Genomic DNA, 23,183 nt, shown 5'->3' on the forward strand with positions numbered 1-23,183 from the left:
GCAGGGGAAAAGGTTCACTCGCCCCGGAAGGGCAGGCGACCGTTGAAGGCGCGGCTCAGGGTACCACCGTCGACGTACTCGAGCTCGCCGCCCATGGGTACGCCATAGGCCAACCGCGAGAGCGAGACGCCCCGTGGCGCTAGCTGGGCGGCAATGTAGTGGGCGGTGGCCTCCCCCTCCACCGTGGGATTGGTGGCCAGCACGATCTCCTCCACCCCTCCCTCGGCGACTCGCGCCTCGAGCTGGTCGAGACCGATGTCCTCGGGGCCGATGCCGTCCAGTGGCGAGAGGTGGCCGTGCAGCACGAAGTAGCGGCCGCGAAAGCCGCCGGCCTCCTCGATGGCCAGCTGGTCGGCGGGAGATTCCACCACGCAGAGCAGGGCCTCATCGCGCCGCGTGCTCTGGCAGATGCCGCAGACCTCTTCCTCGGTCAGTGTGCGGCAGCGCCGGCAATAGCCGACCCGCTCGAGCGCCACGTCCAGCGCCGCCACCAGGCGCCTGCCGCCGTCGCGGTCGCGCTCGAGCAGGTGCATGGCCATGCGCTGGGCGGTCTTGGGGCCGACGCCGGGCAGCACCCGCAGCGACTCCATCAGTCTCTCGATCAGCGGGGAAAAGCTCATGATCGGTCCGTCTCGGCCTGGATCAGAAGGGCATCTTGAAGCCCGGCGGCAGGTTGAAACCGGCGGTGGCCTCCTCCATGCGCGCCTTGGAGTCCGCCTCGACCTTGCGCACCGCGTCGTTTACGGCGGCCGCCAGCAGGTCCTCGAGCAGCTCCTTGTCCTCCTCCATCAGGCTCGGGTCGAGGTCGACCTTGCTGACGTCGTGGCGGCCGTTCATGGTCACCTTAACCATGCCGGCACCCGCCTCGCCCTGGACCTCGGCCTTGGCGACCTCCTCCTGGGCCTTCTGCATCTTCTCCTGCATCTCCTGAGCCTGCTTCATGATGTTGCCCATGCCACCCTTCATCATGGCGAAATCCTCTCGTGGTTGATGTGATCGGTCTCGGCGCGCGGCTCAGCCGCGCGCCTCGGCATCGGCGGGCTTGACCGTGGATTCGATCAGGCGTGCGCCGAAGGCCTGCTGCAACTTCTGTACATGGGGGTCGTGGTTCAAGGCTTCAATCGCCTCGGCATGCCGCTGGGCGGCCAGGCGGTCGGCCTGCTGCCTGGGCGTCTCGACCTCTCGGGGCAGCTCTCCGGGCTCCAGCACCAGGCGACGCTCGATGCCAACGGCCGCCAGCGCCTGGCGGATGCGGGTCACATGGACCTCGGCGTTCATCGCCTCCTGGGAGGGGTCGAGGCGCATCGTGAGCCGCTCGCCGTCGTCGGCCTCGACCACGCAGTGGGCCGCCAGGTTGCGAGTCAGCCCGCCGAGCCCCAGCGCCTCGAAGCGGGCCAGCCAGTCGGCGTGCTCGAAGCGGCCCGCCGGCGCGGCCGGCGCCGTATCCTCGCCCGCCGAGGCGGGCTCGAGGTCGCGGGTCGCCTCGCACGACGGGACAGGCTCGGGGCTCTCGGACGACACGGCCTCGGCAGAGGTCGTCGCGGGCGCGTCCCGGGGCGTGCTCTGCGGCGGCGCCATCTCCGGTGCCATCTCCGGTGATGGGGAGACGGGCTCAGGGGCGGGAGAGACATCTCCGGCCGGCGCGTTTGGCGACTCTTCCGCAGGAGGCGCTGCCTCGGTCGGCGGCGCGGCCTCGGTGGCCGGTGCCGGCTCGCGGGGCGGCTCAGGCGAAGGAGCGGATGCGGCCTCGGGCTCCAGCGAATGGATCGGCTCGGACGCCTGGGGCGGCGCCACCTCGGCCCCTTGTGATGGGGACATCTCGGATGGGGCGGCACGCGACGCCTCGGGCCCCGGCGCCGGATCGCTGCCTGGGTCGCTTGCCGGTCCCGCCCCGTCGCCGCCCGGCTGCCCGCGCAGGGGCAGCGGCGTCTGCGCCGGCCGCGGCACGCCCTGGGGACGGAAGGCCAGCATGCGCAGCAGCGTCATCTCCAGCGCGGTGCGCAGGTCCGGGGCATGCTCCATGTCGCCGCGGCCCTGAATGCCGATCTGGTAGAAGAGCTGGATGTCCTCAGCGGTGAAACGCGCGGCCAACGCCAGTAGCGCGGCGCGGTCGCCGTGACCGTTGTCCACGGCGTCGGGCACCATCTGGGCAATGGCCAGTCGGTGCAGCACGCCGGTGATATCGTCGAGCACCGCGGCGAAGTCGGGCCCCTGTTCGGCCAGGGCCGTCACCTCGGCGAGCAGCCGGGCGGCATCCACCTCGGCCAGCGCCTCGACCAGCGCCAGCACGTGGCGATGATCGAGGGTGCCGAGCATGGCCGCCACGTCGGCATGGTGCACCTCGCCCTGGCCGAAGGCGATGGCCTGGTCGGTGAGACTCATGGCATCGCGCATGGAGCCCTCGGCGGCCTTGCCGAGCAGCCACAGCGCGCTCTCCTCGAAGCTCACCTGCTCGGCCTCGAGCACCGCGGCCAGGTGCCCGACGATGCGCTCCGGCGCCATGTGCTTGAGGGTGAACTGCAGGCAGCGCGACAGCACCGTGGGCGGTAGCTTCTGCGGGTCGGTGGTCGCCAGCAGGAACTTCACATGGGGCGGCGGCTCTTCCAGGGTCTTGAGCAGCGCGTTGAAGCTGCTGGTGGAGAGCATGTGCACCTCGTCGATGAGGTACACCTTGTAACGCCCCTGGGTCGGCGCGTACTGCACGTTATCGAGCAGCTCGCGGGTATCCTCGACCTTGGTGCGCGAGGCGGCGTCGACCTCGATGAGGTCGACGAAGCGTCCCTCGTCGATGGAGCGGCAGCTGTCACATTCACCGCAGGGGGTGGAGGTCACGCCCTCGTCGCCCCGGCCGTTGGCCGTGCAGTTCAGACACTTGGCCAGAATGCGCGCCAGGGTGGTCTTGCCCACGCCGCGGGTGCCGGTGAACAGATAGGCGTGGTGCAGCCGGCCCTGGTCCAGGGCATTGACCAGCGCGCGCTGGACATGCTCCTGGCCGACCAGTTCATGGAAGGTACGCGGTCGCCACTTGCGGGCCAGAACCTGATAGCTCATGCAGCGCGGGATCCTTGCGGTATAGCGAACAGCAGCTGGGTGATGAGGGGCGCCGAGCGGTCGGGTGGTTCGGTTGACCGAGCCCGATGCTCGACGGCAAACGGTCATTCTATCGACCGGGGCGCCCGGCGGAAAGCGGCGCGGATTCAGGCCTCCCGCGCCAGCCCTCCCGCCCCCCAGCGCTGGGCGAACTCCGTGGCCGTCAGCGGCGGGCTCAGGTAGTCGCCCTGATAGGCGGGACAGCCCAGCGAGCGCAGGAACTCGAGCTGGGTCGCGTTCTCCACGCCCTCGGCGATGACGTCAAGCCCCAGGCGTTCGGCGATCGAGAGGATGGCGGCGACGATCGTCTCATCGTCGGCGTCGCCGGGCACGTCGGTGATGAAGGAACGGTCGATCTTCAGGCACTGCACTGGCAGGCGCGTGAGATAGGAGAGCGACGAGTAGCCGGTACCGAAATCGTCCACGGCCAGCTCGACGCCCAGGCGACGCAGTCCGTTCAACCGGTCCAGGCCCTCGTCGGCATGGCCGATTACGAAGCCCTCGGTGATCTCCAACTCCAATCGCGAAGGGGACAGTCCGCTCTGTTCGAGGGCATCACGCACGTCGCCAACGATGTCCCCCTGCACCACCTGCAGCCCCGACAGGTTGACCGCGACGCGCAGGGGCAGCCCGGCCAGTTCCCACTCGCGGGCCTGGCGACAGGCCTCGCCCAGCACCCAGCGGCCGATGAGATGGATCAACCCGGCCTCCTCCGCCAGGGCGATGAAGCGACCCGGCCCGATCACCTCGCCCTCCGGCGTGGTCCAGCGCACCAGCGCCTCGGCTCCGAACACGCGGCTGCCCTCCACCCGCGCCTGGGGCTGGTAGTGCAGTACCAGCTCCTGACGATCCAGGGCCCGACGCAGACCGGTATCCATGGTGAAGCGTTCGCGACTGGCCTCGGCCAGTTCCGGCGTGAAGAACATCCAGGTGTTGCGCTTAAGCGCCTTGGCACCGTACATGGCGGTATCGGCACGCTGGATCAACTCGCCGGCGCGGCGCCCATCGCGGGGATAGACACTGATCCCGATGGAGGCGCCGATGAAGATCTCGTGCGGCCCGATATAGAACGGCTGCAGCAGGGCGTCGATCAGCTTCTGCGCCACCCGGCCGGCATCGGCGGATTCATGCAGGCGCTCCAGCACCAGCACGAACTCGTCGCCCCCCAGGCGCCCCAGGGAGTCCTCGTCTCGCACGGCCCGGCCCAGGCGCCGACCGACCGCCTGCAGCAGCCGGTCGCCCAGCGGGTGCCCGAGGCTGTCGTTGATGTCCTTGAAATGATCCAGATCGAGGAACAGGACCGCCAGGGCTCCCTCGTCCTCCTCGGCGCGCTCCAGCGCCAGGGCGAGCCGCTGGTTGAGATAGGCACGATTGGGCAGGCCGGTCAGCGGATCGAAGTTGGCCGACCGCCTCAGGCGACCGGCCTGATCGGTGATGCGCGACAGCAGCGGGCTGATCACCCGTGCCGTAGCCAGCGCCCCCAACCCCATCAGCAGCACCACCATGATGGCCGGCCAGAGCAGCTTATGGTAGACCACGCCGTAGAAGCTACGGGCGGGAATCTGCACCATCAGCGCCCAGTCGGGCGTGGCCAGCGGCATCTGCACCAGTACCGCCGCCTGCCCCCCCTCGCCATCGCGGGTCAGCTCCGCCTGATCGCTCGCCAGCGCCTCGCGCAGGCGTCCGGCGAGCCGCCCCTCGGGCTCGGCCTTGACCAACGCGCCCTGGGGATCCGCCGCCAGCAGCGCCTGGCCGGGGGGGGCCAGCAGCCACTGTCGTGCGCCCTCACCGAAGCGACTGGCGTCGTGGAGCATGCCGGCGATGTCCTGCGAGCCGAAATAGAGCAGATCGGTGCCGAGGCGCCGGCTGTCCCGAGAGACGATCGGCGTCGTCACCTCCACGAGCATCCCCTCCTCCGCCGGCACCAGGCGCGTCTGGCCTGACGTGTCGGTCACCGCTATCACCGGGCGCGCTTGCGGAACCCGGCCGATGGTCACCAGCGGCTGACCCGCCGCATCCAGCCGAATCAGGCCCACGAGGTCCGGAGACTGCAGCATGGCATCCACCAGCCGCGGCGCCATGAAGGCCGCCAGGGCGTCACGCCCCTCGCCGGTCGCGGCATAGTCCTCCAGGTGGCGCCGCAACTCGGTGCGGCTGGCGATCTGGCGGGCGACATCCCGATAGCGCGCCAGCAGGTGATCGAGGCTCTCCGCCTGGGCCGAGGCGCTGACCAGGGTGATCGTCTCGAGCCCCTGGCGATGAGCGTGGTAGAGCGGCCAGGCCGTCGCCAGCCCGACCAGTGCGCCCGTGCAGAGGATACCGAGCATCGCCAGTGCGACGATGCGACGCTGGGCGCGCTTCATCATCCAGGACGACTCCCCTCAGGGCCCACGGCGCCGAATCCAATCACCGCCGCACGCCGGGCCCCGACGCCGTCGGGCTCTGCCGGAGCATCAAACATGGTTCATCCTCGGTGGCCGGCGCTCTCGCCTTTCCAGTGTGGGCCGGGGTCCGGTAAACGCCAAGCCGGCCGCACCGCACCGGATCTAGCCCCGCGGAAGCGGCTCACGGCCGCTCGAAGCCGCTCAGCACGTTGACCGCATTGATGCCGATCTCCTCCACCGCATAGCCGCCCTCGAGCAGGAAGACCGTGGGCAGCCCGAGGCGTCCCAGCCGCCGGCCCACGTCGCTGAAGTCGTCGCTCGAGAGCGTGAAGGCGCTGATGGGGTCGTGCTCGAAGGCATCGACGCCGAGCGAGACCACCAGCAGCTCGCAGCCGGCCTCGACGATGCGCGCCTTGGCCGCTTCCAGTGCCTCCACCCAGGCAGCATAGCCGGTGCCCGGCGCCATGGGGTAGTTGACGTTGAAGCCCTCGCCCGCCCCTTCTCCGATCTCGTCGGCATGGCCGAGGAAGTGGGGGAAGCAGTGGACAGGATCACCGTGCAGTGAGAGGAAGAGCACGTCGTCCCGGGCGTAGAAGATCTGCTGGGTGCCGTTGCCGTGGTGGAAGTCGATGTCCAGTACCGCCACGCGCGACCTGCCGGCCTCCAGCGCGCGCTGGGCGGCGATGGCCGCATTGTTGAAGAAGCAGTAGCCGCCGAACTGGTCGGTGGCGGCGTGGTGGCCCGGCGGTCGGCACAGGCCGAAGGCCGGCTCGCCGCTGGCCAAGACATGGTCCACCGCCGAGAGCGCGATGTCCTTGCTGGCCATGGCGGCCTCGAAGGTACCCTCGCAGATGGAGGTGTCGGCGCCCAGGGCGTAGTGGCCGAGGCGGCCGTCGATATGCTGCGGGATGACACGCCCCGGCATGGTGCGGGTCGGCCAGATCCAGGCGATCGCCTCGCCCTGGCGACCGGCGGCGACCCAGTCCGCCCAGCAGCGCGCGAGGAACTCGACATAGCCCCGGTCATGGATCGCCAGTACCGGGTCGAGGCCATGCTCGGTCGGCTCGTGCACCGCGCCAAGGCCGCTCTCGAGCACTCGCTTGAGCACCAGATCGACCCGCTCGGGGCATTCGTACGGCGTCACCAGCCGTCCGCCGTCCAGCTCGGTGCGGGCACGACGGCACTTGGTCCGTTCACTGTGAAAGGTCAGCATCGCGATCAGGCATCCTCGTCGGTCAGAAATGGGCAAGCACGCACCGCGGCGGGCCGGGCGTCGTCAGGCGGGGTACTCCCGCAGCAGATCCCGGCCGCTGGCGCGGATGAACTCCAGCGCACGAGCATGCTTCCAGTCCTCGCGATACACCAGCCCGAAGCTGAAATCGATCGACGGGGTGAAGGGCAACACCACCACCTCGTCGCGCCCGACGAGCTGATCGGTGGCGGTGATCGGGTTCATCACGCTGATCCCGACCCCGTTGGCGACCAGCGAGGTGATGGCCCCGATGTTGGCTTCGGTCTTGCCGGCGATATGAATGCCGTGGGCGGTGGCCAGGTGGAGCAGCGGATCGGCACCCACGTTGGGTTGGTTGCCGATCACCAGGAACTGGTCCCTGAGGTCGGTGATGCTCACCTCGTCCCGGCCGCTCAGGGGGTGCTGTCTGGGCACCAGGCAGCGGGCCTGGGTGGTCAGCCACTCCTCGACGCGCAGCACCCGAGAGCTGACCGGCAGCGTCACGAAGCCGATATCGGCATGGCCGGACTCCACCTCGCGCAGCACCTCGTGGCTCGACATCATGTCGAAGCTGATGCTGAAGCCGCGATTGTCCTCCAGCAGCGTGGCGATCAGACGCGGCACGAAGCCGAAGGCCAACCCCGGGATGGCGGCGATGCGCAGCCGCGAGGTGCCGAACTCCTTGAGCGCCAGCACGCTGTGGCGCAGCTCCTCGATGTTGCCCATCAGCCGCAGGATCTCCTCGTAGAGCTCCCGCGCCTCGGGCGTGGCGACCAGCCGATTCTTCTCGCGCAGGAACAGCTCGAGCCCGAGGTTCTGCTCGAGCTGGGAGAGCGAGCGGCTGACGCCCGACTGGGTGATGCCGAGCGTCCGCGCCGCCTGCGAGGCGCTGCCCGCCTCGAACAGCGTCTTGAAGATGGCGAGCGCCTTGAGCGAATGGATGTTGATGTCAGGCATGATCGAAAGTCATCGAATTCGGTAAAAACATCATATCTTGAAATAGATTATCGCGGCTACCTAGACTGACAGCCATCCGAACAACACCACCACAACGGATCGACACGATGACGTCCTCCCCCCTCTTCTATCAGGCCGGTCCCACGATGCCGGAAGTCAGCCACGGCGATGGCGTATTCCTGTGGGACACCGACGGCAAGGAGTACCTCGACGGCTGCTCCGGCGCCATCTCCTGCAACCTCGGCCATGGTCGCGAGGACCTGCGCGACGCCATGCTGGCCCAGCTCGACCGCGTCGCCTTCACCTACCGCACCCAGTTCGAGAACGCCCCGGCCGTGGCGCTGGCCGAGGCGCTGGTCGAGATGACCGAGGGCGCGCTCGAGAAGGTGTTCTTCGTCTCCAGCGGCTCCGAGGCGGTGGAATCCGCCCTCAAGCTGGCCCGCCAGTACTTCGTGGCCAGTGGCGAGTCCCGTCGTCGCCATTTCGTGTCGCTGCGCCCCTCCTATCACGGCAGTACGCTCGGCGCGCTGGGCGTCACCGGCTACCAGCCCCTGGAGGCGCCCTTCGCCGACATCACCGCAGGCTCGCTGAAGGTGCCCGGCCCGGACTTCTATCGCCAGCGGGACGGCGACTGCGACGCCCACATCCGCCGCGTGCTCGCCGAGACCCGCGAGACGATCGAGGCGGCCGGCGGCGAGAGCGTCATCGCCATCGTGCTCGAGCCCGTCGGCGGCGCCAGCACCGGCGCCCGCCTGGTCGACCGGGCCTATCTCGAGGGCCTGCGCGCGCTATGCGACGAGTTCGGTTGCCTGCTGATCTTCGACGAGGTGCTGTGTGGCATCGGCCGCACCGGCCGCTGGTTCGCCTACCAGCAGTGGGGCGTGACGCCGGACCTGCTGATCACCGCCAAGGGGCTGGGGGCCGGCTACTACCCGGTGGGAGCGCTGCTGGCCCGCGAGGAGATCGTCGAGACGGTGATGGCCGCCGGCGGCTTTCAACACGGCCACACCTACGCCGGCAACCCGCTGGCCTGCGCCACGGGCCTGGCCGCCGTCGAGGCGATCCGCCGCGAGGGGCTGCTCGACAACGTGCGCGCCCGCGGCGAGCAGCTAAAGCGCGGCCTCGAGGCACTCCAGGCACGCCACGCCTGGATCGGCGACGTGCGCGGCCTGGGGCTCTTGTGGGGCGTGGAGCTGGTCATGGACCCGGCCGAGCAGACGCCCTTCCCCGCCGAGGCCAACCTCTTCGCCCGGGTGACGGCACTGGCCAGGGAGGAGGGGCTGCTGATCTATCCCCGGCGCACCCTGAACGGCCTGTGTGGCGATCACTTCCTGGTCAGCCCGCCCTTCACCATCAGCGAAGGCGAGACCGACCTGCTGCTCGAGCGGCTCGCCCGCGCCCTGGACCGGCTCGACCATGAGGTGGTGACTCCGCTGTTCGACGACGCCAGCGCCATCCCCGCTCACGGCATCACAGGCTGAGACTCATGACACTGCTCAACCAGAAACACGCCACGCTCGAGGCGGCCATCGCCGAGATCCCCGACGGGGCCTCGATCATGGTCGGCGGCTTCGGCTCGCCGGGCACGCCCTTCGCACTGCTCGACGAGCTGCTGGCCCAGGGCCAGACGCGCCTGACGCTGATCAAGAACGACGCCAACGAGCCGGACATCGGCATCGGCCGGCTGATCCGCGCCGGCCGCGTCGACAAGCTGATCACCTCGCACATCGGCCTCAACCGGATCGCCATCGAGGAGATGAACCGGGGCCGGCTGGCGGTGGAGATGCACCCCCAGGGGCTGCTGGCGGAGAAGATCCGCTGCGCCGGCGCCGGCCACTACGGCTTCCTGACCGATATCGGGCTCGGCACCGAGGTCGCCGAGGGGCGCCGCGAGATCGAGTGCGACGGCCGGACCTGGGCGATCGAGCCGGCCATCCACGCCGACGTCGCCCTGGTCCATGCCGACCTGGCCGATGCCTACGGCAACCTCGTCTACCGCGGCACCGCGATCAACTTCAACCCGCTGATGGCCATGGCCGCCGACCGCGTGATCGCCCAGGCCTTCCGCGTCGAGGCTCCCGGCCAGCTGGCGCCGGCGAGCATCCATACGCCCTGCGCCTTCGTCAGCCACATCGTCGAGGTCGATCCCGCCACCAGCGAACAGGGGAGGCGCGCCCATGCCGTCTGACCAGGAAAGGATCCTCGCCCGCGCGGCCCGTGAGGTGGTCCCCGGCCAGATCGTCAACCTCGGTATCGGCCTGCCCACCCGGCTGTTCCACTACCTGCCGCCGGAAATGGAAGTGCTGGTCCACTCCGAGAACGGCGTGCTGGGCTGCCAGCCCCTCGATCACGACGCCGCACCCGACCTCGAGATGATCGACTCGGGCGGGGCTTACATCGGCGCGCGCCCCGGCGCCAGCGTCTTCGACAGCGCCCTCTCCTTCGCGATGATCCGCCGCAGCCGGGTCGACGTCACCTTCATGGGCGCCTTCGAGGTCGACCAGCAGGGCAACCTCGCCAACTGGAAGATCCCCGGCAAGTTCTCGCCGGGCATCGGCGGCGCCATGGAGCTTGCCCAGAAGGTCGAGACCCTGGTGGTGCTCTGCTCGCACAACGACAAGCACGGCAACCCCAAGATCCTCAAACGCTGCCGCCTGCCGCTGACGGCGCCGCGCTGCGTCACCCGGATCATCACCGAGAAGGCGGTGATGCAGGTGACCGACGCGGGCCTCGAGGTGCTGGACATCGCCGAGGGGCTCGACGTGGCCACGCTGCGCGCGGCCACCGAGGCCGACCTGATCATCGACGACGACCGGCTGGGGAGATTCTGATGCTCGACGCCACGGAAGAACGCATCCTCGCGCGCTGCGAGGCGCTGATGGACACCACCCTCGACCTGACCCGGGACCTGGTGCGCGGCTACAGCGTGCTCGGCCAGGAGCGCGGGGCGCTCGACACCATGGAGCGCTGGCTCGAGCGCCTGGAGCTGCCGGCCGAGCGCGTCGGCCTCGATGCGCCGGGCTTCGCCGACCATCCCCACCGGGCGCCGGCCGCCTGGTCGAGCGAGGGGCGCTACAACCTGGTCAGCCGGCTCAATCCCCAGAGCGACGAGCCCCACCTGGTGCTCAACGGCCACCTGGACGTGGTGCCCGCCGAGCCCACCGACATGTGGACGCGCCCACCCTGGGAGCCCTGGGAGCAGGACGGCTGGCTGTATGGCCGCGGCGCCGGGGACATGAAGGCGGGCATCGCCGCCATGGTGATGGCCGTGCAGGCGGTGCGCGAGGCCGGCGTGGCCATCGACTTCCCGCTGACCCTGCAGACGGTGATCGAGGAGGAGTGCACCGGCAACGGCGCCCTGGCCTGCCTGCACCAGGGCTACAGCGGGGACTTCGTGCTGATACCCGAGCCCTTCGGCGCGCAGATCTACAGCGGCCAGGTGGGCGTGCTGTGGTTTCGCATGCGCCTCGACGGCGTGCCGGCCCACGTGCTCGACCCCCGCGCCGGCCGCAACGCCATCGAGACCCTGCAGGGCTATCTGCCGGCGTTCAAGGCGCTGGAGAAAGAGATCAACGCCCTGCCCCGTCCCGCGCCCTATGAGGCGCTGGAGCACCCCTTCAACCTCAGCATCGGCAAGATCGAGGGCGGCAACTGGGCCTCCAGCGTGCCGGCCCATGCCCTGCTCGAGGGACGCGTCGGCTTCCCGCCGGGCATGAGTGCCGACGAGATCATGGCGCGTGTTCGTCGGGTCATCGCCGACCATCACCAGGCAATGGACGACGGCTCGCCCGCGCCCCGGGTCGAGTTCCACGGCTTCCGCTCCGAGGGCCACCTGGTCGACCTCGATACGCCGGGGATCCGCCTGCTGTCGCGCTGCCACGAGGACCTCGCCGGCGCACCGCCGGGCCACTACCTCTCGACCTGCACCACCGACCTGCGCGCCTTCCATGTCGCGGGCGGCATCAACGGCACCTGCTATGGCCCGGTCGCCCAGCGCATCCACGGCGTCGACGAGTGCGTCGAGATCGACTCCATCCGCCGAGTGCTGACCACCTACGCCCTGTTCATTCACCGCTGGGCCAGCGGCGACGCCACCCCGAGGAGCGCCTCATGAACGACGCCTATCTCGTCGACTATGCGCGCAGCGCCTTCACCCGCGCCCATCCCCGCAAGCCCGAGATCGACGCCTGGTCGGGCCAGCGCGGCGACGCCCTGCTGGCCCGGGTGATCGATACGCTGCTGAGCCGCCGCGGGATCGAGGGCGAGCGCATCGAGGACCTGAGCGTCGGTTGCGCGCTGCCGGTCAAGGAGCAGTGGAGCTTCGGCGGGCGCTATCCCCAGTGGCTCTCGATGCTGGGGGCGAGCTGCGCCTCGCGCCAGATCGACCAGCAGTGCGGCTCGAGCCTGGCGGCCCTGCGCGGCACCGTGCGCGAGATCCAGGTCGGGGCGATCGAGGCCGGCGTAGCCGGCGGCTTCGAGAACATGTCGCGGGTGCCGATGGGGCCGAGCCTCTTCCAGGAGGGGGTGCTGACGATCCCCGAGGCCCTGGAGGGCAGCGACGGCCTCGACCTGAGCGTGGCCATGAACATGGGGCTGACCGCCGAGCGCCTGGCCCGGGAGAGCGGGATAACCCGGGAGGCCATGGACGCCTTCGCCCTGCGCTCCCACCAGCGCGCCGCCCGGGCCGAATCGGCCGGCTGGTTCGAGGGCGAACGCCTGGCGCTGGCCAACCCGGCCGGCGAGACGGTCGCCACCGACGCCAACATCCGCCCCGACACCAGCCTGGAACGCCTGGCCGGCCTCGATCCGGCCTTCGTCGAGGGCGGCCGGATCACCGCCGGTAACAGCTCGCCGCTGACCTCCGGCGCCGGCGCGGCGCTGGTGATGTCCGAGGCCGGCCTGGCCCGCCACGGCCTCTCGCCCCTGGCGCGGGTGGTCGCGGTGGTCGACGTCGGCGTGACGCCGGAGCGCATGGGCGCCGGGGCGGCCAAGGCGATCGCCCGGGCGCTGACCGCCACCGGCCTGCATGTCGATGACATCGACGCCTGGGAGATCAACGAAGCCTTCAGCGCCGTGCCGCTCTACGCCATGGATTTGCTGGGCCTCGATCCCGAGCGCGTCAATGTCTACGGCGGCGCCCTGGCACTGGGCCATCCGCTGGGGGCCACCGGCATCCGGCTGGCCGGCACCCTGGCCCGCCTCCTGCAGCATCGGCAGGGGCGCTACGGCTGCGCCGCCGCCTGCATCGGCGGCGGCCAGGGGATCGCGATGATCCTCGAGCGCGCATGACCCTAAAGGCACGGCGTCCTGCGCCGGATGTTCCCCCACCACATCAGGAGGACATGGCGGTACCAGCCATCGATCACGTCGATAACGCAATCCCGCAGCCCCAAATCTGAATCACCTTATAAACTGATAACGGCAACCCACCACAGGCAGGCATCAACATGACAAATCACAACAAGCCTTTCTCTCGTTCCCTCATGGGCGCCCTGGCGCTGCTCGGCGCCCTCTCCCTGGCCAGCGTGCCGGCCCAGGCCCGGGATCTGCCCGAGATCCGGGAGGATGTCTTCCAGGTCGCCAATTCCGGCGCCTACCCGCCCTTCAGCTTCGTCAACACGGAGGGTGAGGTGGTCGGCTTCGACGTGGATATCGCCGAGGCTCTGGCGGACAAGATGGGCGTCGAGGTCAATATCCAGACCTCTCCCTGGAACGGCATCGTCGCCGCCCTGGCGGGCGGCCGCTTCGACGCCTGCATCTGCAGCATGAGCGCCACCGAGGAGCGCCGGAAGGCCGTCGACTTTACCGACCCCTACTACCGCTCGGGGCTCTCCATCTGGGTGCAGGAAGAGACCGATGACGTCTCAAGCATCGCCGACTTCGAGGGCAAGCGCGTGGGCTCGACGCTCGGCGAGACCGGCAACCAGTGGGCCACCGAGCAGGCCGACGGGCGCTGGCGCAACCAGACCTTCCAGGGGCTGCCCGACATGCTCAATGCCCTCACCACCGGTCGCATCGACGTGATGGTCGCCGATGACATTCCCGTCTATGTCGCGCTCAACGAGGACGATATCGCCATCAAGCAGGTCGACGTGGGCGACCTGCCTCGCTTCCCGGCCGCCATCGCCGTCCAGAAAGGCTCCCCGCAGCTCAAGGAGGCCCTCAACGAGGCGCTGGCCGAGATCAAGGCGGATGGCACCTACCAGGAGATCGTCGACAAGTGGATCGGCGCAGGCGTCGAATTCAACTGATGGTATCGACACAGCAGGGCACACGCCCTGCTGCCCTCCACCCTTCCTGACAACACGACAATAGGAAAGAAGGGATCATGGACTTCGATCTGATGATCGACATCACGCCGCTGCTGGTGAAGGCGGCGTGGGTCACCGTGGACATTTCCGCGCGCGCGCTGTTCTTCGGCTTCATCATCGCCTCGGCGCTGGTGGCCATGCGCACCTCGCGCATCCCCCCCGTCCGCTGGTTCGCCCGTGCCTATATCAGCGTGGTGCGCGGTACGCCCTATTTCGTGCAGCTGCTGCTGGTCTTCTACGGCGGGCCCGCCGTCGGCCTGCGCCTGGACCCCTTCACCTGTGGTGTGGTGGTCGGCGCCTTCAATATCGGCGCCTACATGAGCGAGGCCATTCGCGGCGCCATCGAGTCGGTGGACAGTGGCCAGAACGAGGCATCGCGCTCCCTGGGCTTCGGTCGCCTACAGACCCTGCAGCACATCATCCTGCCCCAGGCAGCCGGCCTGATGATCCGCTCGGTGGGCGTCCTGGCCATCATCCTGGTCAAGAACTCGTCGCTGGTCTCCATCATCTCGGTGATCGAGCTGACCTATCAGGCCCAGCGACTGATCGGCTCCACCTACAAGCCCCTGGAAGTCTTCACGCTCAGCGCCCTGATGTACATCGTCATCATCTACGCGGTCATGGGCATCGTGGAGTTTCTCTACCGTCGGGCCACACGCTACGCCTTCCTGTAACCCTTACCGGGCGTCTTACCGGGCCACAACCACCAGGATAGCCCCATGGAATTCGACTTCAGTCCCGTCATCGATTACCTGCCCACGCTGCTTCAGGGCGTCGGCGTCACCCTGCTGATCGGCCTGGCCGTCGCCGTGATGTCGGTGGTGGGTGGCCAGATCGTGGCGGTCATCACCCTGTATACCCGCAAGATGGTGAACTGGCCGCTGCGCTTCTTCATCTGGCTGTTCATGACCACGCCGCTGCTGCTGCAGCTCTACTTTCTCTACTTCGGCCTCGGCGAGCTGATCCTGATACCGGCCATCGTGGTCGGGGTGCTGGGCCTGGGCTTTCACTACATGGCCTACAACGCCGACATCTTCATCGCCACCATCAAGTCGGTATCGAGTGGCCAGTACGAGGCCTCGCGCTCGCTGGGCTTCGGGCATCTGAGGACGCTGTTCTACGTGATCCTCCCCCAGGCCTTCTATCGGGCCCTGCCCCAGCTGAGCAACAACATGATCATCATGGTCAAGGATATCTCGGTGCTCTCCGCCATCGGCATCGGCGAGATGGTGTATGTCTCGCAGTACGCCATCAGCGTGACCTTCCGCCCCTTCGAGTTCTACATCACCATCGCCGTCATCTACTACCTGATCAACCTGATGATGGAAGCCGGCCAGACGTGGATCGAACGTCGCGCCGCCTATCGCCGCTAACGAGGACGTCATATGACTCAATCAACAGAGCCCCCGATGGTCGAGCTCAAGGGGGTCAAGAAACGCTTCGGTGACCTGGAAGTGCTCAAGGGCATCGACCTGAGGGTCGACCGCGGCAGGATCATCTCCATCATCGGCCCATCAGGCTCGGGCAAGAGCACCCTGCTGCGCTCCATCAACAACCTGGAGGTGATCGATGAGGGCATCATTCTGCTGGATGGTGTTCAGGTCAATCGTCCCGATCTGAAGGGCCTGGCCTTCGAGAGGCACATCAACCATATCCGCCAGAACATGGGCATGGTGTTTCAGCACTTCAACCTATTTCCCCACCTCTCGACATTGGAAAACGTGACCCTGGCGCCCAGAAAGCTCAAGGGCATGAGCGCCGGCAGCGCCCGCAAACTCGGCATGGAACTGCTCGATCGCGTGGGCCTGGCGGACAAAGCGACGTCCTACCCCAGCTCCCTCTCCGGGGGCCAGAAACAGCGGGTGGCCATCGCCAGGGCGCTGGCCATGCAGCCCAAGGTGATGCTCTTCGACGAGGCCACCTCGGCGCTCGATCCCGAGCTGGTCGAGGAGGTAAACCGGGTCATGAAGGGGCTGGCCGAGGAGCATATGACCATGCTGATCGTTACCCACGAGATGGCCTTCGCGCGCGACGTGTCCGATTGGGCGATGTTCATGGATGGCGGCGTGGTGGTCGAGGCCAATACCCCTGACCACCTGTTCAGCCATCCCGAGCAGGAGCGCACCCAACACTTCCTGCGTAAACACCTGGGCGCACACGCCTGAGGCGGCACCCGACCCAGCCGCGAATCGTCAGCGATCCGCTCACGTCGGTCACGGTATCGGCCAACAACAATCCCCCTCGGAGGAGCAATACCTTGCACCATTCAACCACCCAGGATTCATCCATACGTCCCTCGTTCCTGGGGGCCGCGAGTTGCATCGGCTTTCTATGCTTCATGATGTTCGCCCAGATCTTCCTCCTCGGTGAAGACTGGGTCACCCATATCTCGCTGATCTTCGCCATCATGGTCACTGCCATCATCGCCATGCTGTCGGGTTTCAGCTGGCACGACATCCAGAAGGGCATCCTCTACGGCTGCGAGATCGCCATGCTGCCGATGCTGATCCTGATGATGGTCGGAGTGCTGGTCGCCAGCTGGATCGCCTCGGGCACCATTCCCTCGCTGGTCTACTACGGCCTACAGCTGATCAATCCGACCTACTTCCTGTTCACCGCGGTGATCGTGTGTGCCATCGCCTCGCTGGTCACGGGCAGCTCCTGGACCACCGCCGCGACCTTCGGCGTCGCCTTCATGGGCATCGGCACGGGCCTCGACGTCCCCCCCGCCATGACCGCGGGTGCCGTGATCTCGGGCGCCATCTTCGGCGACAAGATCTCGCCGGTCTCCGACTCCACCAACCTGGCCGCGGGAGTCGCCGAGGCGGATCTCTTCGACCACATCCGCTCGATGCTCTACACCACCGGTCCCGCCCTGATCATTTCGGCGGTGCTGTTCTTCGTCATCGGCATGGGCTTCGACGGCAGCAGCGTCGACACCTCCCGCACCGACCGGCTGCTGGCCGGCATACAGGAGAACTACTCGGTCGGCCTGCTCGCCTTCCTGCCGCCCCTGGTCGTGCTCATGCTGGCCTATCGTCGCGTCAGCGCCCTGGCCGTCATGGTGATCGGCAGCCTGGTCGGGGCCGCCATGGCGGTTGCCATCCAGGGCGTGGCGATCGGCGACATGATGAACTTCATGAACTATGGCTATGTCTCGGAGACCGGGATCGAGTCGGTGGACAGCCTGCTCAGCCGCGGCGGCCTGCAGGAGATGATGTGGACGATCTCGCTGGGCTTCATCGGCCTCAGCCTCGGTGGCCTGCTGGAAAAGACCCACATGCTCGAGGTGCTGCTCGAGAAGATGGGCCGGCTGGTGAGCCACTCGCGGGGGCTGATCGTGACCCACGTCGTCGCCTCGCTGGCCACCAATCTGTTCTCCGCGAGCCAGTACATCGCCATCATCATTCCCGGACGCATGCTGGTGCCGGCCTATCGCAAGCTCAAGATCCTGCCGTCGGTGTGCTCGCGCACCTGCGAGGATTCCGCCACCGTGACCTCGCCATTGGTGCCCTGGGGCCTGGGCGGCGCCTACTACATGGGCGTGCTGGACGTGTCGGCCTGGGACTACATGGGCTGGACCTTCCTGGCCATCATCACCCCGGTGATCGCCGTCCTCTATGCCATGTTCAACCTCTTCATCTGGCGTGAGGGGGAGCGCAACGAGGTCAACACCTATCGCGAGCCACAGGTTCAAGCCGGCTGAGCGCAGCCCGGCTGAGTGCAACCAGAGCCACCTGCGCGCCACGCCAAGGGGGCGCCGTGTTCGACACGGCGCCCCCTTCGACTTCCTATGGCGACTGCTCCGGTTACTCGACTCGCTCCCGGCGGAAAACGTCGCGACGGCGCCTAGCTCGCCGACAGCGCCTGACGCTCGAGTTCCTGCCTCATGCCGTCGTCCAGTCCCAAGGCGCCGCCCAGCTGATCGAGCCAGGCGCGCTCCATGGGGTTCTGTTCGTCGATCACCGCCACGCTGATCAGGTACATCTCCCGCGCCGCCTGGGGCGAGTCCGCCTGACGGGCCAGGGCCTCGGCGTCCAGCGGCGCCGATAGCTGTTGCTCCACCCAGTCGTGAAGCTCGGCGTCGGCGCCCATGGCATCGATCTGTTCGGTCAACAGGGCGCGCTCGCGGTCGTCGATGTGGCCATCGGCGCGCGCCGCCATGATCACGGCCTGCAGCAGTTCCAGGCTGCGCTGTTCCTGGGAGACACCTTCGAGGCGCTCCATGGGGCGCCCCTCCTTGGCCTCGCTGCCTGCCGAGTCGCCTCGGGCGTTCTGCCAGGCCTTCCAGGCCAGCGCGCCGACGCCGGCGATGGCCCCATATTTCAGCGCCTTGCCGCCCATCTTGCGGCCGCGCTTGGAGCCGACCAGCAGCCCCAGGGCCCCACCCCCGAGCAGGCTCTTCATGTCGACGCCACTCCCTTGCGCTTTACCAACGGCGCCCTGTGATCCGCTGCCAGCATCCGGTGCCCCACCGCCGCTGCCAAGTACCGAGGAGACCCGGTTCACCATGCTCTGGACGTCCAGGCCACCGGCGCCCTTCTGACTGCTGCTGGCCTGTTTCATGACCTGCTCGAGAATGCTCTTGGCGTTCATGTCGCGCTCCTTGTGAAAACCGCAAGGGTTTCGATAGGCAGAGTCGCGATAGGTTTCGCGGCCGGCCGGCTCTTTTGCCGGGACATCATGCAAGACATCGGTAAGCGACCGGACATCACCGCCGGCATATGATCCGGCGGTGATGCCCGAACGCTTACGGTATTGCAAAAATAAATGTCTTGTGCTCCACCGGTCAATGTAACAGTGGTTGATAAGACCTCAGCAGCGGTCTTGTAGCCCAGTGTTTTTCTGGGGCGCTCGTTTAGCCGCATGGCCACCTGATCAAGGTCTTGATGAGTGAACGTGGATAAACCCATTCCCTTTGGCCTGATCAAGGTCTTGCTGAGTGTAGTGGCCAAAAATACTTGACCACTACATTCAGCAGGCCATCTTCGCGGCGTTGGTGAAATATCCGGGCTAGCCCACCGCGAGGAACGGCAGATGCTGACTCGGTTCGGTGACGGCTATCGAGCCTATCAGCGGCGGGTACCGATGTTTATTCCTCGCTGGGGGCAGGGGCGGAAGCTAGCGGGTACCTCAAGCAATACGCGCGATGAACCGGGGGTTCACTGACATCCAGGATTCACACATCAACACACGCGGACGGCGTTGATTCCATGCCACTGAAAATATCGAAAGTTGACCGCAATCAAGAGCCGCATGCTTTCACCTCATATTATCTTGACCCTTGGGTTGCCCATAGGTTTTAGCTTTATATCAGGATGATTCAACTTGAAAGGAGATCCGACCATGTGGGACGACATGATGGCGCATATGGGGAGTTACGGCTGGGGACATATGCTCTTCGGCGGGCTCATGATGGTGTTGTTCTGGGGCGCCGTCATTGCCTTGGCCGTCCCCTTGGTGCGTGGCCTGACCCGAGGCCGGGGCGAGACCATGTCACAACGGCGGTCAACGGCCCTGGACCTTCTGCAAGAACGCTACGCCCGGGGAGAAATCGACCGCGAGGAGTACGAGCAACGCAGGCGCGATCTGCGGCATTGACGACGCTCCATAGGCGCCACGGCGTTCCTCGCTCGCGGGAAGGAAGACCCTGAGATACCCCCAAGCCAACGAAGGTAACGGAGACGACTTCATGACCCAGCAGCACATCAAGCGGCGTGAGCACTCGCATCACGGTAAACTGCAGGAAGGCACCGATGCCGGCGCCATGAACGCCAGCGATCAAGGGTCTTCCCAGTACACCTGCCCGATGCACCCGGAGGTCGTCTCCGATCAGCCAGGTGATTGCCCGACGTGCGGCATGCATCTCGTGCCTGTGGGAAGCGACGACGCTCAGGCGCATGACGACCAGGGCCATGGCGAGTGTTACGGACATGGTCATCACGCCGGCCATGGGGCCTCCGCGTCGGTACACGGCGGCAAATACGACAAGGTGCCGGCCGGGCATGCCGGCGCCGTCTACACCTGCCCCATGCACCCCGAGGTGCGCCAGACCAAGCCCGGCTCATGCCCGCTGTGCGGCATGGGGCTGGAGCTTGAGTCAGCGGCGCTCGGCGATGAAGGGCCGAATCCCGAACTGGTCGATTTCAGCCGACGCTTCTGGGTCGCGGCCGTGCTCACGCTTCCGGTCCTGATTCTGACGATGAGCCCCTACCTGGGCTTCGGGGCCCTTCGCGACTTCTTCGGTGAACGCAATGCGATGTGGATCGAGCTGGTGCTCAGCACGCCGGTAATCCTCTGGTCGGGCTGGCCGTTCTTCGTGCGCGGCGTTAATTCCTTCCGCACCATGAACCTCAACATGTTCAGCCTAATCGGCATGGGGGTCGGCGCGGCCTATCTCTTCTCGATCGTCGCAGTGCTGGTGCCGGGCATCTTCCCCGAGGGTTTCCGCCGGGAAGACGGCACCGTCGGCGTCTATTTCGAGGCCGCAGCGGTGATCGTGACCCTGGTCCTGCTGGGCCAGGTGATGGAGCTCAAGGCCCGCGAAGGCACCGGCAAGGCGATCCGCGCGCTGATGGACATGGCGGCCAAGACCGCGCGGATCATCCGGCCCGACGGCAGCGAAGAGGAGGTGGCGCTGGAAGACGTGCAGGTGGGCGACCGTCTGCGGGTGCGTCCCGGCGACAAGGTGCCGGTGGACGGCATGGTCGTCGAGGGTCGCTCCTCGATCGACGAGTCGATGATCTCGGGCGAGCCGGTGCCTGTGGAAAAAGTCAAGGACGACAGGGTCACTGGGGCCACGATTAACGGCACGGGCAGTCTGGTCATGGAAGCCACCCGCGTCGGCGCCGATACCATGCTCAGCCAGATCGTCGAGATGGTGGCCGCCGCCCAGCGCAGCCGCGCACCGATCCAGAAATTCGCCGATAAGGTGGCGGGCACGTTCGTCCCCGCGGTCATCGGCGTCGCCATTCTCTCCTTCATTAGCTGGGCGATCTGGGGTCCGGCGCCGGCGCTGTCCTATGCGCTGGTCTCGGCGGTGGCGGTGCTGATCATCGCCTGCCCCTGTGCGCTGGGCCTGGCCACGCCGATGTCGATCATGACGGCCACCGGGCGCGGCGCGCAGGCCGGCGTACTGATCAAGAATGCCGAGGCGCTGGAACGCTTCGCCAAGGTCGATACGCTGATGGTCGACAAGACAGGCACCCTGACCGAAGGCAAGCCGAAGCTGGTGGCGGTGCTGCCCGAGGAAGGGCATGACGAGGCCGAGGTGTTGCGCCTGGCGGCCAGCCTCGAGAAAGGCTCCGAGCACCCACTGGCCGAGGCCATCGTCGCCGGCGCCGAGGAGCGCGGCGTATCCCTCGCCGATGCCACCGATTTCGAGGCCGTGACCGGCATGGGCGTCAAGGGGGTCGTGGACAGCAAGTCGGTGGCCCTCGGCAACGCCAAGCTGATGGCCGAACTGGGCCTCGATGGCGGCCGGATCTCCGAGACCGCGAACGCCCGCCGCGATGAAGGCGAAACGGTGATGTTCGTCGTGCTCGACGGCGCCATCGCCGGCCTGGTCAGCGTGGCCGACCCGGTGAAGGAGACCACCCCCGATGCACTGAAGGCGCTGCACCGGCTGGGCTTCCGCATCATCATGGCCACCGGCGACAACGAGCGGACGGCCAAGGCGGTGGCCGGGCGACTGGGCATCGACGAGATCCGCGCCGATGTCATGCCGGAGGACAAGGCCCGCATCATCCGCGAATTGCAAGAACAAGGCCGCAAGGTAGCAATGGCGGGCGACGGAGTGAACGACGCCCCTGCCCTGGCCCAGGCCGATGTGGGCATCGCCATGGGCACCGGCGCCGACGTGGCGATCGAAAGCGCCGGCTTCACGCTGGTCAAGGGCAACCTCGACGGCATCGTCCGTGCCCGCAAGCTGTCGCTGGCCACCATGCGCAACATCAAGCAGAACCTGTTCTTCGCACTGGTCTACAACGGAGCCGGGGTACCGATCGCCGCCGGCATCCTCTATCCGTTCCTCGGCATCCTGATCGGGCCGATGTTCGCCGCCTTCGCGATGAGCGCGTCCTCGCTGTCGGTGGTGATGAATTCGCTGCGCCTGCGTCGGGTGAGGATCTGATCATGACCGACCACAACCACTGGCTGGATAGACGGCCGAGCAGGGGAAGCTTCTGGCTGATGGTGGCGATCGCCCTGGCGGTGATGGGCTTCCTGCTCTGGGAGGAGCACAAGGTGCACCTGCTCGGCGCCCTGCCCTGGTTGATCCTGCTCGCCTGTCCGCTGATGCATGTGTTCATGCACGGCGGACATGGAGGCCATGGTGGACACGGAGGTCATGACGGGCATGACGACCACAAGGGAGGACGCGATGAGTAGCGAGTCGCCGGGACTGGCGCTCGCTCGGGGCCTTCAGCACCTTGCTAGTGGCGCTGTTCACTGAGATGTACGGCTTCCCGCGACCCTCTACTTCGGCGCGGCCTGGCAGGCGTATGCGGCCCGCACGCCACGCTTCATTCCACGCCTGAGGGTGGCGGGTCCGAGTGGCTGGCGCCTGTAAGGGCCATCTCCGGGAGGCGGTGACCGCGATGACCACATTGGCACAGCAGGGGGCCGAGGAACGCACGGCAGGGCTGGTGACCGTCGGCGCCATGGTCGTGGCGCTGATGCTTGCCAACTCGCCACTGAGCGACTTCTACCAACTGGTGCACCATACCCCCGTGTCGGTGCAGGTCGGTACCCTGAGCATCGACAAGCCGTTGATCCTGTGGATCAACGACGGACTAATGGTGTTCTTCTTCCTGCTGATGGGCGTCGAACTCAAGCGCGAGATGCTCGGTGGCCTGCTGGGCTCGGCCCGCCAGGGCGTGTTGGCCACCTCGGTCGTCGCGGCGCTGGTCGGCGGTGCGGTGCTGGCGGTAACACTGCCCCACTCGGCAACACCGCGATCCGAGTCCCGGAGACAGTCATGAAACGCAGACGTTTTCTCGTCGGCGCGACCGTGGTGGTCGCCGACGTCTGGCCGGACGGCTACTTCTGCCCCTGCCACGGCTCCCGATTCGACTTCGCCGGACGCATGTTCAAGGCGGTGCCGGCCCCGATCAATCTGGAGGTCCCGCCGTACCGCTTCCTGTCCGATATCCGGATCGAGACCGGCGTCGACCCCGAACCATCGACATCCTGATCACAGAGGTAATGCTC

General features: G+C 67.3%; 22 protein-coding genes. 15 read left to right on the forward strand and 7 right to left on the reverse strand.

Annotation, left to right across the window (positions count from 1 at the left end):
- Positions 1 to 14: 14 nt before the first annotated feature.
- The 6 genes from recR to FEI13_RS04600 form a co-directional block, all read right to left on the reverse strand.
- Positions 15 to 620: a recombination mediator RecR gene (recR, locus tag FEI13_RS04575; protein ID WP_138179844.1), complete on the reverse strand. Its 606-nt coding sequence runs from the start codon at positions 618 to 620 to the stop codon at positions 15 to 17.
- A 22-nt stretch (positions 621 to 642) separates the two neighbouring features.
- Positions 643 to 969, reverse strand: coding sequence for a YbaB/EbfC family nucleoid-associated protein (locus FEI13_RS04580; protein WP_138179845.1), 327 nt, complete (start codon positions 967 to 969; stop codon positions 643 to 645).
- A gap of 45 nt (positions 970 to 1,014) precedes the next feature.
- Positions 1,015 to 3,051, reverse strand: coding sequence for a DNA polymerase III subunit gamma/tau (dnaX, locus tag FEI13_RS04585; RefSeq protein WP_138179846.1), 2,037 nt, complete (start codon positions 3,049 to 3,051; stop codon positions 1,015 to 1,017).
- Between the two features lie 146 nt (positions 3,052 to 3,197).
- Positions 3,198 to 5,456 (reverse strand): putative bifunctional diguanylate cyclase/phosphodiesterase, encoded by a 2,259-nt coding sequence (locus FEI13_RS04590; RefSeq protein ID WP_138179847.1) that lies wholly within the window; start codon positions 5,454 to 5,456, stop codon positions 3,198 to 3,200.
- 199 nt (positions 5,457 to 5,655) lie between these two features.
- Positions 5,656 to 6,687, reverse strand: coding sequence for a histone deacetylase family protein (locus FEI13_RS04595; RefSeq protein WP_138179848.1), 1,032 nt, complete (start codon positions 6,685 to 6,687; stop codon positions 5,656 to 5,658).
- Positions 6,688 to 6,750: 63 nt separating this feature from the next.
- A complete protein-coding gene (locus tag FEI13_RS04600; RefSeq protein ID WP_138179849.1) occupies positions 6,751 to 7,662 on the reverse strand; it encodes a LysR family transcriptional regulator in 912 nt (303 codons plus the stop codon).
- 107 nt (positions 7,663 to 7,769) lie between these two features.
- Here FEI13_RS04600 and FEI13_RS04605 point away from each other — a divergent pair, with 107 nt between their 5' ends.
- From FEI13_RS04605 to nhaC, 10 genes are all read left to right on the forward strand, one after another.
- Entirely contained in the window at positions 7,770 to 9,143 is a 1,374-nt protein-coding gene (locus FEI13_RS04605) for an aminotransferase family protein (RefSeq protein ID WP_138179850.1), read from the forward strand.
- Positions 9,144 to 9,148: 5 nt separating this feature from the next.
- On the forward strand, positions 9,149 to 9,850 hold the full coding sequence (locus FEI13_RS04610) for a CoA transferase subunit A (protein ID WP_138179851.1): 702 nt from the start codon (positions 9,149 to 9,151) through the stop codon (positions 9,848 to 9,850).
- The gene (locus FEI13_RS04615) at positions 9,840 to 10,493 is read left to right on the forward strand and encodes a 3-oxoacid CoA-transferase subunit B (RefSeq protein ID WP_138179852.1); all 654 of its coding nucleotides are present in this window, start codon (positions 9,840 to 9,842) and stop codon (positions 10,491 to 10,493) included. Before FEI13_RS04610 ends, FEI13_RS04615 begins: the two co-directional genes overlap by 11 nt.
- The gene (locus FEI13_RS04620; RefSeq protein WP_138179853.1) at positions 10,493 to 11,776 is read left to right on the forward strand and encodes an ArgE/DapE family deacylase; all 1,284 of its coding nucleotides are present in this window, start codon (positions 10,493 to 10,495) and stop codon (positions 11,774 to 11,776) included. Before FEI13_RS04615 ends, FEI13_RS04620 begins: the two co-directional genes overlap by 1 nt.
- Entirely contained in the window at positions 11,773 to 12,951 is a 1,179-nt protein-coding gene (locus FEI13_RS04625) for an acetyl-CoA C-acyltransferase (RefSeq protein ID WP_138179854.1), read from the forward strand. The genes FEI13_RS04620 and FEI13_RS04625 overlap by 4 nt, the downstream gene beginning before the upstream one ends.
- A 158-nt stretch (positions 12,952 to 13,109) precedes the next feature.
- Entirely contained in the window at positions 13,110 to 13,913 is an 804-nt protein-coding gene (locus tag FEI13_RS04630; RefSeq protein WP_138179855.1) for a transporter substrate-binding domain-containing protein, read from the forward strand.
- Between the two features lie 77 nt (positions 13,914 to 13,990).
- Entirely contained in the window at positions 13,991 to 14,647 is a 657-nt protein-coding gene (locus FEI13_RS04635; protein WP_138179857.1) for an amino acid ABC transporter permease, read from the forward strand.
- 45 nt (positions 14,648 to 14,692) lie between these two features.
- Positions 14,693 to 15,346 (forward strand): amino acid ABC transporter permease, encoded by a 654-nt coding sequence (locus FEI13_RS04640; protein ID WP_138179859.1) that lies wholly within the window; start codon positions 14,693 to 14,695, stop codon positions 15,344 to 15,346.
- A 12-nt stretch (positions 15,347 to 15,358) separates the two neighbouring features.
- Positions 15,359 to 16,138, forward strand: coding sequence for an ATP-binding cassette domain-containing protein (locus FEI13_RS04645; RefSeq protein WP_338035071.1), 780 nt, complete (start codon positions 15,359 to 15,361; stop codon positions 16,136 to 16,138).
- A gap of 92 nt (positions 16,139 to 16,230) precedes the next feature.
- Positions 16,231 to 17,679, forward strand: coding sequence for a Na+/H+ antiporter NhaC (gene nhaC, locus FEI13_RS04650; protein WP_138179861.1), 1,449 nt, complete (start codon positions 16,231 to 16,233; stop codon positions 17,677 to 17,679).
- 143 nt (positions 17,680 to 17,822) lie between these two features.
- Here the strand turns inward: nhaC and FEI13_RS04655 are convergent, their stop codons facing one another.
- Complete coding sequence (locus FEI13_RS04655; protein WP_138179863.1) at positions 17,823 to 18,569, reverse strand: tellurite resistance TerB family protein; 747 nt, start codon at positions 18,567 to 18,569, stop codon at positions 17,823 to 17,825.
- A 750-nt stretch (positions 18,570 to 19,319) separates the two neighbouring features.
- On the opposite strand from FEI13_RS04655, the gene FEI13_RS04665 reads away from it, so the two are divergent.
- The 5 genes from FEI13_RS04665 to FEI13_RS04690 all read left to right on the forward strand — a co-directional run bounded on the left by FEI13_RS04665 (position 19,320) and on the right by FEI13_RS04690 (position 23,166).
- The gene (locus FEI13_RS04665; protein ID WP_138179864.1) at positions 19,320 to 19,574 is read left to right on the forward strand and encodes an SHOCT domain-containing protein; all 255 of its coding nucleotides are present in this window, start codon (positions 19,320 to 19,322) and stop codon (positions 19,572 to 19,574) included.
- Between the two features lie 91 nt (positions 19,575 to 19,665).
- Entirely contained in the window at positions 19,666 to 22,104 is a 2,439-nt protein-coding gene (locus FEI13_RS04670; protein ID WP_240036421.1) for a copper-transporting P-type ATPase, read from the forward strand.
- A gap of 2 nt (positions 22,105 to 22,106) precedes the next feature.
- Positions 22,107 to 22,361 (forward strand): DUF2933 domain-containing protein, encoded by a 255-nt coding sequence (locus FEI13_RS04675; RefSeq protein WP_138179866.1) that lies wholly within the window; start codon positions 22,107 to 22,109, stop codon positions 22,359 to 22,361.
- Between the two features lie 209 nt (positions 22,362 to 22,570).
- A complete protein-coding gene (locus FEI13_RS04685) occupies positions 22,571 to 22,954 on the forward strand; it encodes a Na+/H+ antiporter NhaA (protein WP_138179868.1) in 384 nt (127 codons plus the stop codon).
- Positions 22,951 to 23,166: a Rieske (2Fe-2S) protein gene (locus FEI13_RS04690; RefSeq protein WP_420841563.1), complete on the forward strand. Its 216-nt coding sequence runs from the start codon at positions 22,951 to 22,953 to the stop codon at positions 23,164 to 23,166. Before FEI13_RS04685 ends, FEI13_RS04690 begins: the two co-directional genes overlap by 4 nt.
- Positions 23,167 to 23,183 lie beyond the last annotated feature (17 nt).

This window comes from Halomonas urmiana (assembly GCF_005780185.1).
Classification (GTDB): Bacteria; Pseudomonadota; Gammaproteobacteria; order Pseudomonadales; family Halomonadaceae; genus Halomonas; species Halomonas urmiana.